The organism is Mycobacterium lacus, from assembly GCF_010731535.1.
In the GTDB taxonomy this organism is placed as follows: Bacteria; Actinomycetota; Actinomycetes; order Mycobacteriales; family Mycobacteriaceae; genus Mycobacterium; species Mycobacterium lacus.
Genome location: NZ_AP022581.1, coordinates 1962521 through 1976248, shown reverse-complemented (window position 1 = coordinate 1976248; position 13728 = coordinate 1962521). Strand labels below are relative to the sequence as shown.

14 protein-coding genes and 2 pseudogenes are annotated in these 13728 nt (G+C 65.5%); 10 read left to right on the top strand and 6 right to left on the bottom strand.

All coding sequences use genetic code 11. The features are described from left to right. Window positions 1-85 precede the first annotated feature (85 nt). Window positions 86-1216 carry a nitronate monooxygenase gene (locus G6N24_RS09055; RefSeq protein ID WP_085159467.1) on the top strand — a complete coding sequence of 377 codons (1131 nt, stop codon included), beginning with the start codon at window positions 86-88 and terminating at the stop codon, window positions 1214-1216. A gap of 33 nt (window positions 1217-1249) precedes the next feature. On the opposite strand, the gene G6N24_RS09050 is transcribed toward G6N24_RS09055, so the two are convergent. The 3 genes from G6N24_RS09050 to G6N24_RS09040 all read right to left on the bottom strand — a co-directional run bounded on the left by G6N24_RS09050 (window position 1250) and on the right by G6N24_RS09040 (window position 2242). Further along, the gene (locus G6N24_RS09050; protein ID WP_085159487.1) at window positions 1250-1459 is read right to left on the bottom strand and encodes an Rv1893 family protein; all 210 of its coding nucleotides are present in this window, start codon (window positions 1457-1459) and stop codon (window positions 1250-1252) included. Between the two features lie 73 nt (window positions 1460-1532). Next, window positions 1533-1823 carry a hypothetical protein gene (locus tag G6N24_RS09045; protein ID WP_085159469.1) on the bottom strand — a complete coding sequence of 97 codons (291 nt, stop codon included), beginning with the start codon at window positions 1821-1823 and terminating at the stop codon, window positions 1533-1535. 11 nt (window positions 1824-1834) lie between these two features. Continuing rightward, window positions 1835-2242, bottom strand: coding sequence for a hypothetical protein (locus tag G6N24_RS09040; protein WP_085159471.1), 408 nt, complete (start codon window positions 2240-2242; stop codon window positions 1835-1837). A gap of 470 nt (window positions 2243-2712) precedes the next feature. Between G6N24_RS09040 and G6N24_RS09035 the strand changes: the two genes are divergently transcribed. Both G6N24_RS09035 and G6N24_RS09030 read left to right on the top strand, forming a co-directional pair. Then, window positions 2713-3987 carry a cytochrome P450 gene (locus G6N24_RS09035; protein ID WP_085159473.1) on the top strand — a complete coding sequence of 425 codons (1275 nt, stop codon included), beginning with the start codon at window positions 2713-2715 and terminating at the stop codon, window positions 3985-3987. A gap of 91 nt (window positions 3988-4078) precedes the next feature. Further along, window positions 4079-4651, top strand: coding sequence for a YceI family protein (locus tag G6N24_RS09030; protein ID WP_085159475.1), 573 nt, complete (start codon window positions 4079-4081; stop codon window positions 4649-4651). Window positions 4652-4689: 38 nt separating this feature from the next. Here G6N24_RS09030 and G6N24_RS09025 read toward each other — a convergent pair whose 3' ends face one another. Continuing rightward, on the bottom strand, window positions 4690-5835 hold the full coding sequence (locus G6N24_RS09025; RefSeq protein ID WP_085159477.1) for a DUF7159 family protein: 1146 nt from the start codon (window positions 5833-5835) through the stop codon (window positions 4690-4692). A gap of 490 nt (window positions 5836-6325) precedes the next feature. Between G6N24_RS09025 and ag85B the strand changes: the two genes are divergently transcribed. Further along, window positions 6326-7303, top strand: a complete 978-nt coding sequence (ag85B, locus tag G6N24_RS09020) for a diacylglycerol acyltransferase/mycolyltransferase Ag85B (RefSeq protein ID WP_085159479.1) — start codon at window positions 6326-6328, stop codon at window positions 7301-7303. Between the two features lie 98 nt (window positions 7304-7401). Here the strand turns inward: ag85B and G6N24_RS09015 are convergent, their stop codons facing one another. Beyond that, the gene (locus tag G6N24_RS09015; protein ID WP_232070726.1) at window positions 7402-7902 is read right to left on the bottom strand and encodes a hypothetical protein; all 501 of its coding nucleotides are present in this window, start codon (window positions 7900-7902) and stop codon (window positions 7402-7404) included. Window positions 7903-8289: 387 nt separating this feature from the next. On the opposite strand from G6N24_RS09015, the pseudogene istA reads away from it, so the two are divergent. Next, window positions 8290-9844, top strand: a pseudogene (istA, locus tag G6N24_RS09010) (IS21 family transposase). A 72-nt stretch (window positions 9845-9916) separates the two neighbouring features. Beyond that, window positions 9917-10667 (top strand): annotated as a pseudogene (gene istB, locus G6N24_RS09005) (IS21-like element helper ATPase IstB). On the opposite strand, the gene G6N24_RS25755 reads toward istB, so the two are convergent. Next, window positions 10575-10904, bottom strand: a complete 330-nt coding sequence (locus G6N24_RS25755) for a helix-turn-helix domain-containing protein (RefSeq protein ID WP_163745467.1) — start codon at window positions 10902-10904, stop codon at window positions 10575-10577. The pseudogene istB and the gene G6N24_RS25755 overlap by 93 nt on opposite strands. Before the next feature lie 476 nt (window positions 10905-11380). On the opposite strand from G6N24_RS25755, the gene rpfC reads away from it, so the two are divergent. The 4 genes from rpfC (at window position 11381) to G6N24_RS08980 (ending at window position 13711) form a co-directional block, all read left to right on the top strand. After that, window positions 11381-11791: a resuscitation-promoting factor RpfC gene (rpfC, locus tag G6N24_RS08995; RefSeq protein WP_085161633.1), complete on the top strand. Its 411-nt coding sequence runs from the start codon at window positions 11381-11383 to the stop codon at window positions 11789-11791. Between the two features lie 66 nt (window positions 11792-11857). Then, window positions 11858-12331, top strand: a complete 474-nt coding sequence (locus tag G6N24_RS08990; protein WP_163745466.1) for an SRPBCC family protein — start codon at window positions 11858-11860, stop codon at window positions 12329-12331. A 65-nt stretch (window positions 12332-12396) separates the two neighbouring features. Beyond that, entirely contained in the window at window positions 12397-13230 is an 834-nt protein-coding gene (locus tag G6N24_RS08985; protein ID WP_085161631.1) for an SDR family oxidoreductase, read from the top strand. Window positions 13231-13264: 34 nt separating this feature from the next. Further along, window positions 13265-13711 carry a lipoprotein LpqH gene (locus tag G6N24_RS08980; RefSeq protein ID WP_085161630.1) on the top strand — a complete coding sequence of 149 codons (447 nt, stop codon included), beginning with the start codon at window positions 13265-13267 and terminating at the stop codon, window positions 13709-13711. The last annotated feature ends 17 nt before the right edge of the window (window positions 13712-13728 follow it).

Below are 13728 nucleotides of genomic sequence, written 5' to 3'. Positions count from 1 at the left end.
TCGGCTGGCCACCTCAGGGGGGTCCGTACTAAACTAGAACACGTTCCAATTCTCTGAGCATCGGTCAAGCTTCCCAGGAGCAGTTATGCACACTGCCATTTGCGACGAACTCGGAATCGAGTTTCCAATCTTCGCCTTCACCCACTGCCGCGATGTCGTCGTCGCGGTCAGCAAGGCCGGGGGTTTCGGGGTGCTCGGGGCGGTCGGGTTCACGCCCGAGCAGCTCGAGATCGAGCTGAACTGGATCGATGAGCACATCGGCGAGCACCCATACGGGGTCGACATCGTCATCCCGAACACATACGAGGGCATGGATTCCCACCTGTCCGCGGAGGAACTCGCCAAGACGCTGTGGGCAATGGTGCCCAAGGAGCATCTGGACTTCGCGCGCAAGATCCTCGCCGACCATGGCGTCCCGGTTGACGACGCCGACGAGGACAGCTTGCAGCTGCTCGGCTGGACCGAGGCGACGGCCACCCCACAGGTCGAGGTGGCGCTGAAACACCCGAAGGTGACAATGGTCGCCAACGCGCTCGGCACCCCGCCGGCTGACATGATCGGGCACGTCCACGACTCCGGGCGGAAGGTGGCCGCGTTGTGCGGGTCGCCCTCGCAGGCCCGCAAGCACGCTGACGCGGGTGTCGACATCATCATCGCCCAAGGTGGCGAGGCCGGTGGGCACTGCGGCGAGGTGGGCTCGATCGTGTTGTGGCCCCAGGTTGTCAAGGAGGTCGCCCCAATACCCGTGTTGGCGGCGGGTGGCATCGGCAGCGGCCAGCAGATCGCGGCGGCCTTGGCGCTGGGCGCCCAGGGGGCGTGGACGGGCTCGCAGTGGCTGATGGTCGAGGAAGCGCAGAACACCCCGGTTCAGCAGGCCGCGTACATCAAGGCGAGCAGCCGTGACACCGTCCGCAGCCGTTCGTTCACCGGCAAGCCGGCGCGGATGCTGCGCAACGACTGGACCGAGGCGTGGGAACAGCCGGACAACCCCAAGCCGCTCGGTATGCCGTTGCAGTACATGGTCTCCGGAATGGCCGTGCGGGCCACCAACAAGTACCCGAACGAGACCGTCGACGTCGCGTTCAACCCCGTCGGGCAGGTTGTCGGACAGTTCACCAAGGTGGAGAAGACGTCGGCGGTCATCGAGCGCTGGGTGCGGGAGTACCTGGAGGCGACCACCAGATTGGACGAGCTCAACGCCGCCGCCGCCGTCTGAGCGCGACGCCGAAGGCGTTGCAAAATAAGTTCTCTAGTCGTCCTTGCCGGTGAACACCTCTTTGGTCCGGTCGACCGCATGGGTGGCGATGTCGATGGAATTCTGGACGATGCCGCTGGCTCCGCCCGCGATATCGCCGCGGATGATGTCACCGGCGTTGTCGACGATGTCCGAGGCCTTTTCGACGGCGGTGGTCGCGATGTCCCTGACCGCGTCGACCGCGTCTTTGGGATTGAAACCCATCGGAGTCTCCTCTTCGTTGACGGGTGTTTGGTATGACTGTAGACCCGGCGAACGCGCGCGGTGGATGCCCAATTCAGTGGTCGACGAGGGCGCGCCAGTAGTCCTCCGGTATCTCGGCGCCGGACCGCAAGACGCGCGCGAGCCCGGCGGCCATCGCGATGCCGAGCAGTCCCAGCCATAATCCCGCGAGCCCGATGATCCACCAGAGCACCGCTGTCACCGTCGGCCACGGCGATAGCACGGCGAGCACGGGTGCGAAGAAGAAACCGGTCCCGATGTACCACGCCGAGCCAGCCCGATCGGACGCGAGCACGAAGCGCAGCCACCGCGGGATCGGTGATTCGGTGGTCTGATCTTCGCGCATTATCCGACCGGCTACGGCTCAGGCGGGAAGAACCCTGCCCCGGTGAACCATCCTTCTTGCCATCCTTGAGCCCCCAGGCAGAGCATCGGGAGTCCGGCCGGCGACTGTGCCGCGGCTTGCGGGCCGGGGCACTTCGCGCCGGCCTGCTGGACCCCATACAGCGGGTAGGAGATCACCCAGTACCCGGTGGTGGCGGCGGGGAACTGGTTTGGTGGTGGGAAGTGGCAGGCTTCCGCCTGGCCGCTGGGGCCGCGTCCAAAGATGAAGCGTTCGTAGTTGTCGCACGGAGCGCCCAGCGATGCGTCGTAGTTCATCCCCGGCACGTCGCCCTCGTAATGCTGCTGGTCGGCACCGGCGACTGGCGCGACGCCGGTCGCTACACCCGTGAGCGCGGCGGCGGTGAGTAGTTCGCGAATCATGTTCCACCCTCGGTGTTTGTGCGACCTGGCCCCACAATCCCGGGCCGAGCCACCCGGTGACGTGCACCAAAGCATAACGATTGTGGCGCGGGCCACAAAGGTTGATCGGGTCCCAGAGATTGGCGCCGCGCGAACGTATGCTGCCCGTGGCCTGCCGAGCACTGGGCGTCCCCGTCGACCGACTGGCGAGGCTGACGGTCGCGGCAGTTGTCGTAACGAGCTGCAGCGGGCGGGCCAGACCGTCGTTGTGTTCGTCCTGGCCGCCGGGGGCGTGGACGACGCCGTCGAGCCCCATGAAGTCGCTCAAAGCGACGCGCACCTGTTGGTGTGCAGACCGGCGATGTGCCCAAAACTCATCGCAGCCGAACACGTTGCAATTCAGCCATGGCGAATCGCGCTTCGATGCTTCCCAACTGGGGTACAGCAATAGATTATTGGCACGAGACAACGTCGTATCGAGGAGCGGGCCTGTGCCGACCACCAAGCCGATCCCCAATCTGCCTCCCGGGTTCGATTTCACCGACCCTGACGTCTACGCCGAACGGCTGCCGGTGGAAGAACTAGCCGAGATGCGTCGAACCGCCCCGATCTGGTGGAACGAACAACCGACGGGAACGGGAGGGTTCGACGACGGCGGTTTCTGGGTGGTGTCCAAACACAAGGACGTCAGGGAAGTCTCGCTGCGCAGCGACGTCTTCTCCAGCCTGCAGAAGACCGCCCTGCCACGCTACAAAGACGGCACGGTCGGCGAGCAGATCGAGCGGGGCAAGCTCGTTCTGCTCAACATGGACGCGCCGCAGCACACCCGGCTGCGCAAGATCATCTCCCGCGTTTTCACTCCCCGGGCCGTAGAGCGCCTGCGCGACGACCTCAACGAGCGGGCCCGGCGCATCGTCGAGGCGGCGGCGGCCGAGGGATCCGGCGACTTCGTGGAACAGGTCTCCTGCGAACTGCCGCTGCAGGCCATCGCCGGGCTGCTTGGCGTACCGCAGGAGGACCGCAAGAAACTCTTCCACTGGTCGAATCAGATGGTCGGTGACCAGGATCCCGAGTTCGCCGGCAACGACGCCATGGCCGCGTCGGCCGAACTGATCATGTATGCCATGCAGATGGCCGCCGACAGGGCAAAGCACCCGGGGCAAGACCTCGTCACGAAGCTGATCGAGGCGGACATCGACGGCCACAAGCTCTCCGACGACGAGTTCGGCTTCTTCGTCATCCTGCTCGCGGTGGCCGGCAACGAGACCACCCGAAACTCCATCACCCAGGGCATGATGGCCTTCACCGATTTCCCCGACCAGTGGCAGTTGTACAAGCGGGAGCGGCCCGCCACCGCGGCCGACGAGATCGTCCGGTGGGCCACACCGATCACGTCGTTCCAGCGCACCGCGCTCGAGGACTACGAACTGTCCGGCGTCCGGATCACGAAGGGCCAGCGGGTGGTGATGGTTTACCGCTCAGCCAATTTCGACGAGGACGTATTCGACGATCCGTTCACCTTCAACATCTTGCGTAATCCCAATCCGCATGTCGGATTTGGCGGCACCGGCGCGCATTACTGCATCGGTGCCAACCTGGCCCGGATGACGATCGACCTGATTTTCAATGCGATCGCCGATGTTGTGCCCGATCTGGAATCGATCGGCACACCCCAGCGGCTGCGGTCGGGCTGGCTCAACGGGATCAAGCACTGGCAGGTCGACTACCACAGCAACGAGGCAGCAAAATGCCCTGTGGCACACTAAATATCCATCTGACGGGGAAGCCGCATGCGCACCCACATACGGTCAGCGGGCGCGCCCCGCACCGTCCTCGCGATGTGAGACACCGCCTCGAATGGCCCTGGCATATCGTCGTTCCGTGACCGAGACCTGGACGCTGGACGCGTCCGATGGCGAGTTGATCATCCGCACCGGCGTCGCCGGCAGGGCCGCGCGCATGGGTCATCGTCTCACCATCGCGATGACCCGGTGGCAGGCGATGGTGAACTGGGGCGGCGCCGAACCCGTTACCGCGGAACTCGTTGTCGAGGTGGATTCCTTCGAGGTGTTGCGCGGCGAAGGCGGCGTGAAGGGCTTGTCGGTGCCCGAAAAGGTGTTGGTGCGGTCCAACGCGCTGAAGTCGTTGAGCGTCAGTCGGTTTCCCGAGATCCGGTTCACGGCCGACACCATCGACAGGACCCGCCATGGGTACCGTCTTACCGGGGCATTGGACATCCGCGGGAGGTCGCTGGCGCACGTAATCGATTTGTGCACAAAGGACCTCGGCGACTCGTGGCGAATGTTCGCCGAGTCCAGGGTTCGCCAGTCCGATTACGGCATCAAGCCCCACTCGCTGTTGATGGGCTCGGTGCAGGTCGCCGACGAAGTCACGGTGTCTTTCACTGCCGTTCGGGCCAAAGACGATTGAGCTGACGGGCCGCATTCGAAATGGCGCGCCCGGCTCCGTTAGCGCGGCGGGCGAGAGTCGCCGTATGCGCCGGAGATATGCTCGAGCACCCGGGTCAACAGAGGCGGCCGAGTATTGGGATCCTGTTGCGGTGCAGCCGCGCTGGGTGGCTCCTCCGGCGCCGACGGTCCCGCCACCGATCCCCCCGAGCTAAGGCGAGCGGGCCGCTCTTCCCGTGACGTTGGTTGGGGTGCTACCTCGCTGGTCGGCGGCGGGAGCTCCGCGGGCGGCGGAACCGTCGGCGCCACGGCCACTGCGATGTGGGGCGTCGACTCGTGCCCCGCGTGCCGGGTTGTTCCGGGATCTTTGTCCGGAACCAGCTGCAGGCCCACGGCCAGCGACAACGAGGTCACCAAGGTGACCGCCGCGGCGCTCAGCACGGTAACGGCCCCGGCGTAGGACAACCGCCCGGGCCGGATGGGCGCCGGGGTGGGCTCACTGGCATCTGCTACCAACTGCGCGTCGGTGAACTCCGTGCTCTGAGCCGCCGCCAGGGCCGCGCCCCGTGCCACCGTCACCTGCGCCATGGTCTGCGCGAAAACCGGTACCGGCAACGCGTTGTTGAGTTGCCACGAGAAGTCGCCGACGTCCGGGCCGGAACCGACCACCACCACACCGGTCGGGCGCCATGCGCTGCGGTCGAACATCCCGGTCAACCAGGAAGTCAGCCCATCGAAGCCGCCGCGCACGTGCTTCACGGCCGTCCGTGTCTCTTCGTCGTGCGTGTCGACCATGACGACGGTGGCCCACTCGTGCTCGAGAATGCACACCGCGGTCTGCTCGTGGCCGATGATGGGCGCGATGGCCCGCGCCAGGGTCTCGACGGAGTCCAGCAACCGAACTGGCACGACATTGTCGAAACCCGCGTGCGCTAATGACTCCAAAAGCAACGCCGCCGGCGCGGACGCCTCGTCGTTCCAGGTCACACCGATGACACGAACGCGGTGATTGCCGGCGGCTGCGACTTCCTGTGCCCGCACAACTTCTGCTGCCACCTGCTCGGCGGCGTTGACGGCGCGTACGCCGTGGCCGCCGCACAGCTCTACCTCGTGATGGTCCAGGATGGTGCCGTCAGCGCCGTGTCCTTCCGCGAGGACCCAGCCGACGGTGGTCGGCGTCACTGATAGCCCAAGTACCGTGTCCAAAATTCTCGCACCTCAGTCGTTCCCGGATACTCGACACGGTGCACCCGTCCCGCGAGGCACCCCAGAGCCCAGGTGCGGCGGGACGTGAGCGCCGGAACGGACCGGGATATAGCGTGGTCTCCATCGGCTTGCTTGGAGCGAGCCTACGCGGTCGAGGCAAGTTCGGCTTCGCCGGTGTCGTTGCTCAACGGAAACCAGCAGGTGGCTTGACCGAAATTGACCCGGGATGGGCCGGCCCTGTCGCCGACTCCCCCGTTCCCGGTGCGTAACGCGTGGATAACGGCTGGCGTGTGCGCCGTTCAGCCGAGCTGGGAAGGGGTTATAACGAATGCGGCAAACCCGCCGTGGCCCCCATAGCACACTTGCTGCTCCCGCGTCGGTAACCGATGCCGAAACGGAACGAGTTCGCGTCCAGATCGACATTTGGCGCACTCCCACGGTAAGTTCTGCCCGGGGGCACGACACATTTAAGGAAATAAGGGGCACAGGTATGACACAGGTGAGCGGGAAGATTCGGGCCTGGAGCCGCCGACTGCTGGTCGGCGCAGCGGCCGCTGCCACCCTGCCGGGTCTGGTCGGACTCGCTGGCGGGGCGGCAACCGCGGGAGCGTTCTCCCGGCCGGGTCTGCCGGTTGAGTACCTGCAGGTGCCGTCGCCGTCAATGGGCCGCAGCATCAAGGTCCAGTTCCAGAGCGGCGGGAACAATTCGCCTGCGGTGTACCTGCTCGACGGCCTGCGTGCGCAGGACGACTACAACGGCTGGGACATCAACACGCCCGCGTTCGAGTGGTACTACCAGTCGGGCCTGTCGATTGTCATGCCCGTCGGCGGGCAGTCCAGCTTCTACACCGACTGGTACCAGCCCGCCTGCGGCAAGGCCGGTTGCCAGACCTACAAGTGGGAAACATTCCTGACCAGCGAGCTGCCGCAATGGCTGTCGGCCAACCGGAGTGTCAAGCCCACGGGCAGTGCCGCGGTCGGTCTCTCGATGGCTGGATCGTCGGCACTGATCCTGGCCGCCTACCACCCGCAGCAGTTCATCTACGCCGGCTCGCTGTCGGCCCTGATGGACCCCTCCCAGGGGATGGGTCCCTCGTTGATCGGCCTGGCGATGGGTGACGCCGGCGGCTTCAAGGCCTCCGACATGTGGGGCCCGTCCAGTGACCCGGCGTGGGCGCGCAACGACCCCACCCTGCAGATCCCGAGGCTGGTCGCCAACAACACCCGGCTCTGGGTCTACTGCGGTAACGGCACCCCGTCCGAGCTGGGCGGTGCCAACGTGCCCGCCGAGTTCCTGGAGAACTTCGTGCGCAGCAGCAACCTGAAATTCCAGGATGCCTACAACGCCGCCGGTGGCCACAACGCTGTGTTCAATTTCGACGCCAACGGAACGCACAGCTGGGAGTACTGGGGTGCTCAGCTCAACGCGATGAAGGGTGACCTCCAGGGCGCTTTGGGCGCCGCCTGAGCGGCCTGACAGGCTAGCCGCCGCGGGGCTTGACGGGTAACGCCGTCAAGCCCCGCGGCGATTTCGCAGCCCTTTTCCGGATACCCACGGGCGCCGGGTTACCCGATCGGCTGGAACTGGCCGGTGATATCGATCCACCCGGTGGCGTCCCTGCGATGGTCGTTCATATTGCGGCACTGACCATACAGGCGCATTACCCCCAGGTTCTCATCGTCGTTGTCGCGGTAAATGATCGCCGTCACGGCGTCCCTGGAGAGGGTCTTGCCAAACGTGCGGTTGTTGGGCGGTAGACCCTCGCTCCAGCCGCGGGCAATCAGCGCCGCCGTAATGGTCGGGAAGTAGGTGTCAGCACGCGTTTCGGCGGGTAGCGCGAAGGTCAGGTAGATTGCGCCCTGATACGGAGGATCGTCGCGCTCCTTGCACGACATCAACAGATAACCTGCCGTCTTCGTCCGCAGGCCCGCGGCGGTGACGATCTGCTTGGCCGATTCGACGACCTGCGCCTCGGTCTGCGCGTCGGTGACCGGATCACCGGGGTGGTCGAGCACGTCGGACGGCGAGGTATGGAGTCGGTCGACCATCAGGAATGCCCCGCCCAACAGTAGCGACACCGCGAGCGCGGCAGCAATCAGGGCTCGGGCCCACGCCGAGCGCAACCATGCCGCGGATTTGCCGCCTCGCCGGATCATCAGCTGGTCGGGCTCGTCATGAGTTTTTCGCCGTCAGCACAACGCGCGCGGTGATCCCTACGGGTTGGGCTGGTATCGGCGACGAGAGGGCGCGCGACCTCTTCGTCAGTTGTCAGCGGTCACGCAATTCCCCAGGTTTGAGGGGTTGTCCGTCACGGAATTCCCCACCCTGGCTGTCAGGTAATTCCCCACCCTGGGCGGTGTGTCTGCCGGGTGTGGGCCTCGCACACATGTTCGCTCTTGATCCGTCGGAGTACGGCGGACGAAGGGGCACTGATGGCGAGGAGAGATATCGAGATGTTCGATCTGATCGAGTTGTACACGCATTGGCAGGCTGGTCGCTCACAGGTGCAGTTGTGGCAGTCGCTGGGGATGGATCGTAAGACGATCCGCAAGTATCTGGCCCCGGCGGTCGCCGAGGGCATTGGCCCAGGCGGAGAACCGCTGAGCGCCGAGCAGTGGGCGGCGCGGATCGCGCAGTGGTTTCCCGGACTGGATGATCGCGGCGCGCGGGCATCGACGTGGCCGTTGATCGACCGGCATAGCGACCGGATCAAGGACTGGCTGCACGCCGATGTTACGGTCGCCACGATCGCGCAGCGGCTACGTGACGACCATCAGGTCGACGTGTCGGAGTCCTCTGTGCGGCGTTGGGTGGCAATGAATTTCGCCGATGAGGTGGCTCGTGCTCGGGTGAGCGTGCCGCGCGGCGAAGTGCCGCCGGGCAGCGAAGCGCAGATCGACTACGGCCGGTTAGGAATGTGGCTGAACCCGGCCACAGCCAAGCGAGTCGCAGTGTGGGCGTTTGTCATGGTGCTGTCGTGCTCGCGGCACCTGTTCGTTCGCCCTGTGGTCAGGATGGACCAAACCACCTGGTGCACTTGCCATGTCGAGGCATTCGAATTCTTCAATGGTATTCCGGCCCGGCTGGTGTGCGACAACCTCAAGACCGGGGTGGACAAGCCCGACCTATATGACCCGAAGATCAACCGCACCTACGCCGAGCTGGCCGCCCACTACGACTGCTTGATCGACCCGGCCCGGGCGTTCAAGCCCAAGGACAAACCTCGTGTCGAGCGGCCGATGCCGTATGTGCGGGATTCGTTCTGGCGGGGCCGCGAGTTCACCTCGCTGGCTCAGATGCAGGGCGAGGCGGCCCGGTGGAGCCGGGAGGTGGCCGGGCTACGACATTCACGGGCCCTCGACGGCGGCCAGCCGCTGCGGGTGTTCGAAGCGATCGAGGCCGATACGTTGAAACCGTTGCCGCGCCACGCGTTCGAACTCACCACCTGGTCTATCGGCACCGTGGGGGTCGATACGCACCTCAAGGTCGGCAAGGCCCTCTACAGCGTGCCATGGCGGCTGATCGGGCGGCGCCTGCACGCCCGCACCGCCGGTGACATCGTGCAGATCTTTGCCCACAACGAGGTCGTCGCCACCCATGTGCGGCGGGCCTCGGGCGCTCCACCGACTTCTCCCACTACCCGCCGGAGAAGGTCGCCTTCGCGATGAAAACCCCACCTGGTGTCGGCACACCGCCGCCCAGGTCGGCCCCGCCTGCGAAGCGGTGATCGCCGAATTCATGCGCGACAACGCGATCCACCACCTGCGCTCGGCGCAAGGAGTGCTCGGGCTGCGCGACAAGCACGGCTGTGATCGGCTCGAAGCCGCCTGCGCCTGCGCGATCGCCGTCGGCGACCCGGCGTATCGGACCATCAAGGGCATCCTGGCCGCCGGCACCGAACACGACGCCACCACCGCCGAACCGGCCACCGGCGCCGCCGCCACTACCGCGGCGTTCCTGCGTGGCCCCGACCAGTTCGCCACCGGCGACACCGGCGGAGTCGGCTGAAAGTCACCCGGGTCCCGGAATCTGACCGAATCACAACCCACATAAGCTATTTCACAAGGAGAACACGACTTCATGGGTATTTGTGACCCCGCGCTGCGCAACGCGCTGCGCACTCTGAAACTGTCGGGCATGCTTGACACCCTCGACGCCCGGCTAGCCCAGACCCGCAACGGCGACTTCGGGCACCTCGAATTCCTGCAAGCACTGTGCGAGGACGAGATCGCCCGCCGCGAATCGGCCGCCCTGACACGGCGCATCCGCCGCGCGAAGTTCGAAGAACAAGCCACCTTCGAATCCTTCGACTTCTCCGCCAACCCGAAACTGCCCGCCGCCATACTGCGCGACCTCGCGCTGCGCTGGCTCGACGCCGGCGAGTCGGTCATCCTCTACGGACCCGTTGGGGTAGGCAAAACCCATGTGGCACAAGCACTCGGGCATGCTGTAGCCCGACGCGGCGGCGACGTCCGTTTCGCCAAAACCTCTCGGATGCTCGCCGACCTCGCCGGCGGGCACGCCGACCGCAGTTAGCCAACGCATCCGCGAATACACCAAACCGCTCGTGTTGATTCTTGATGATTTTGCGATGCGCGAGCACACGACCATGCACGCCGACGACCTCTACGAGCTAATCAACGAACGCGCGGTCAGCGGCAAGCCGCTGATCTTGACCTCCAACCGCGCCCCCAACGACTGGTACGGCCTATTCCCGAACCCGGTCGTCGCCGAATCGCTACTCGACAGGATCATCAACAGCAGCTACCAGATCCTCATGGACGGACCCAGCTACCGGCCCCGCAAACGGCCCGGACGCAGCGTCAGCTAGACAACGCCACCGCGGGCACGGTACACATACCATCGAGGCCCGCACCTGGGGAATTCCGTGACGGCAGCCCTGGGGAATTACGTGACGGTCGACAGTCAGTGGCGGCAAAGATCTCCGCCTTGTGTTGTCGAACTGGCGGTCGAGGGCGCCGCGCGTCAGACCCGCCGCCGTCGCGATCGCCAGAGTCGTGACGCCCGCGAAGCCCTGCTCGCCGTAGGGCTTCCGTCCGGCGGCCATGGGCCGCGTACGGGTCGCGGCCGTTCGCTCCGCCCGGTTGCGGCGCGGTAGAGGGACAACGACGAGCCCGGCCGGCGCCGAACTATCAGGGTCGACGTCCATGCAGCGTGCACATAACTTTCGTACTGAGTGTCTGTAAGTTCTCTCTTGAAGGATAGCCCAGGGTGATCACCACTCAGGTCTTCGCCGAACGTGCAGGCAGGGCGAAAATGCGGCCGAAATTTCGCAGTGAGTGCACGCTGGGCGTGCTGACGACGCCGGAAGCGCCGCGATAACGGCTGCGCTATTCGACAGCCCGTATCAACGGGCCCTGGCAACCCTGACCGACTCGCACCGCCAGGCACCGCCCCCGGCTTGATTCGGCCGGCTCGGTGGCGTTTGCCACCCGGCCGCGCCGATCTCGGCGTGATAGAAATCCGATCTCGCCAGATCTTCTGATCGGTAACGCTTTGGATACGTCCGGCGAAATGCCGGGCATGACAAACTTCAGCAGGCCGCTCATCAGAACCGCAACGATCGCTGGGTTCGTCGCGGCGTCGATGTCCCTCTCCCCCGCAACCGCGAACGCCGCCCCCGTCGTGAACTGGGACGCGGTCGCGCAGTGCGAGTCCGGCGGTAATTGGGCAGCCAACACCGGCAATGGCATGTACGGCGGGCTGCAATTCAAGCCGGCCACCTGGGCCGAATACGGCGGTGTCGGCAATCCGGCGGCCGCCTCCAGGGAGGAGCAAATCGCGGTAGCCAACCGGGTTCTCGACGAGCAGGGACTGGACGCGTGGCCCAAGTGCGGGGCGGCTTCCGGCCTTCCGGTCGCGCTGTGGTCGAAACCCGCGCAGGGCATCAAATCGATCATCAACCAGATCATTCAGGCGAGCATTCCGCACTGAGGATCCACGCCGACAGGGGATCAACGCCGACGGGGATCATCCGCACTCTATGACCCGGCGCAGGGCATGTGTTTGGATCAGGCCATGGAAGGTTCGGCCACAGTGCATATGGCAGCGCCCGCGGACAAGATCTGGGATCTGATCGCCGATGTGCGCAACACAGGGCGGTTCTCCCCGGAAACCTTCGAGGCCGAGTGGCTGGGCGACGCGACCGGCCCGGCGCTGGGCGCTCGATTCCGCGGTCATGTTCGGCGAAACGAGATCGGGCCGGTGTATTGGACGACGTGCGAGGTGACTGCGTGCGAGCCGGGACGTGAGTTCGGGTTTGCGGTGATGCTGGGCGACAGGCCGGTGAACAACTGGCACTACCGGTTGGCGCCCTCGGGGGACGGCACCGACGTGACGGAGTCGTTTCGGCTCAATCCGTCCCCGCTGCTGGGCGTCTACTGGCTGTTCGGTGGTTTCCTGCGAAAGCGCCGCAATGTCCGTGATATGACCAAGACGCTGCAGCGCATCAAGGCGGTGGTCGAGTCGGACTGAGGGGTCGGTTCGATCACGGCGCGGCAGCGATCTCAATCGCGCGGCGGAAGGTTCGGAGGCCGGGCATGGTTAAGTCGGTGTTCATCACCGGCGCGGCCAGTGGAATGGGGCGTGAGGGAGCAAAGCTCTTCCACGCCAAGGGCTGGCGAGTGGGGGCGGTAGACCGAAACGACGACGGCCTTGCGGCGCTGAACCGTGAGCTTGGCGCCGAGCGCCTCTGGACCCGAGCCGTCGACGTCACCGACAAGGCGGCCCTGGGCAGCGCCCTCGCCGATTTCTGTGCCGGGAATGTCGGCGGAGGGCTCGACATGATGTGGAACAACGCCGGAATCGGCGAATCCGGCTGGTTCGAGGACGTGCCGTATGAAGCCGCGATGCGCGTCGTCGACGTGAACTTCAAGGCGGTGCTGGCCGGCGCGTACTGCGCACTGCCCCACCTCAAGAAGAATCCCGGCAGCCTGATGTTCTCGACATCGTCGTCCTCGGGCACCTACGGCATGCCGCGGATCGCGGTGTACTCGGCGACCAAGCATGCGGTCAAGGGACTGACCGAGGCATTGAGCGTGGAGTGGCAGCGCCTTGGAGTGCGGGTCGCCGACGTGCTGCCCGGCCTGATCGACACCGCGATCCTCACCACGACGCCCGACCACTCGAACGATGGCGTGCTGACGCGATCCCGCGACGAGATTCTCGCCGTCGCGCCCAAGAAGGGCCCGTTTCGGATGATGCCTGCGGTTAGTGTGGCCGAGACGGCGTGGCGGGCCTACCACTCGACTCGCTTGCACTGGTACGTTCCCAAGAGCCTGCGCTGGATCGACGTGCTCAAGGGTCTTAGTCCGGAGGCCGTGCGGGGTCGCGTCGTCAAGTCCCTACCCGCGCTGATACCAAAAGAGCAATAAAGGTTTCGGGCACGCCGGATGGCGCGAGCGCGGAATGCCCCGAACGGAGGTATGGCCAGTGCACAACCCGTTTGCCGTGGTGGCCGGAGCGGCTTTGGTTGTCGTCGCCGGTGTTTCCGGATGCGCGGGAGCCCAGACGGTGCCCCGGAAAGCCGCACGTCTGACCCTCGATGGTGCAACCCACACGGCACGTCCACCCGCGTGCAGCCAAGAGCAGTCGTACCGGAGCATCGACATCCGCGACCGCGACGGCCAGGTGCAAGCGGTGGTTCTGCTCACCGGCGACCGGGTGATCCCGCAATGGGTGAAGATCCGTAACATCGACGGGTTCAACGGCAGCTTCTGGGAAGGCGGCGTGGGCGACGCCCGCGTCGACCTCGCCAACCGCACGTACACGATCACCGGCAGCGCCTACGGCATCAGCGACCGCAATCCCAACAAAGTTGTGACAACGGACTTCAAGATCGTCGCGGAGTGCTGAAACGCGGCGGGCAAAGT

What these genes read in the sequence shown, in the direction of transcription:
- G6N24_RS09050 (WP_085159487.1), bottom strand. Translation starts at nt 1,459, where the DNA reads ATGGGTTTCAATCCCAAAGACGCGGTCGACGCGGTCAGGGACATCGCG.
- rpfC (WP_085161633.1), top strand. Translation starts at nt 11,381, where the DNA reads ATGACAAACTTCAGCAGGCCGCTCATCAGAACCGCAACGATCGCTGGG.
- ag85B (WP_085159479.1), top strand. Translation starts at nt 6,326, where the DNA reads ATGACACAGGTGAGCGGGAAGATTCGGGCCTGGAGCCGCCGACTGCTG.
- G6N24_RS25755 (WP_163745467.1), bottom strand. Translation starts at nt 10,904, where the DNA reads ATGGCCGCCGGACGGAAGCCCTACGGCGAGCAGGGCTTCGCGGGCGTC.
- G6N24_RS09045 (WP_085159469.1), bottom strand. Translation starts at nt 1,823, where the DNA reads ATGCGCGAAGATCAGACCACCGAATCACCGATCCCGCGGTGGCTGCGC.
- G6N24_RS09030 (WP_085159475.1), top strand. Translation starts at nt 4,079, where the DNA reads ATGGCCCTGGCATATCGTCGTTCCGTGACCGAGACCTGGACGCTGGAC.
- G6N24_RS09055 (WP_085159467.1), top strand. Translation starts at nt 86, where the DNA reads ATGCACACTGCCATTTGCGACGAACTCGGAATCGAGTTTCCAATCTTC.
- G6N24_RS09040 (WP_085159471.1), bottom strand. Translation starts at nt 2,242, where the DNA reads ATGATTCGCGAACTACTCACCGCCGCCGCGCTCACGGGTGTAGCGACC.
- G6N24_RS08990 (WP_163745466.1), top strand. Translation starts at nt 11,858, where the DNA reads ATGTGTTTGGATCAGGCCATGGAAGGTTCGGCCACAGTGCATATGGCA.
- G6N24_RS08985 (WP_085161631.1), top strand. Translation starts at nt 12,397, where the DNA reads ATGGTTAAGTCGGTGTTCATCACCGGCGCGGCCAGTGGAATGGGGCGT.
- G6N24_RS08980 (WP_085161630.1), top strand. Translation starts at nt 13,265, where the DNA reads ATGCCCCGAACGGAGGTATGGCCAGTGCACAACCCGTTTGCCGTGGTG.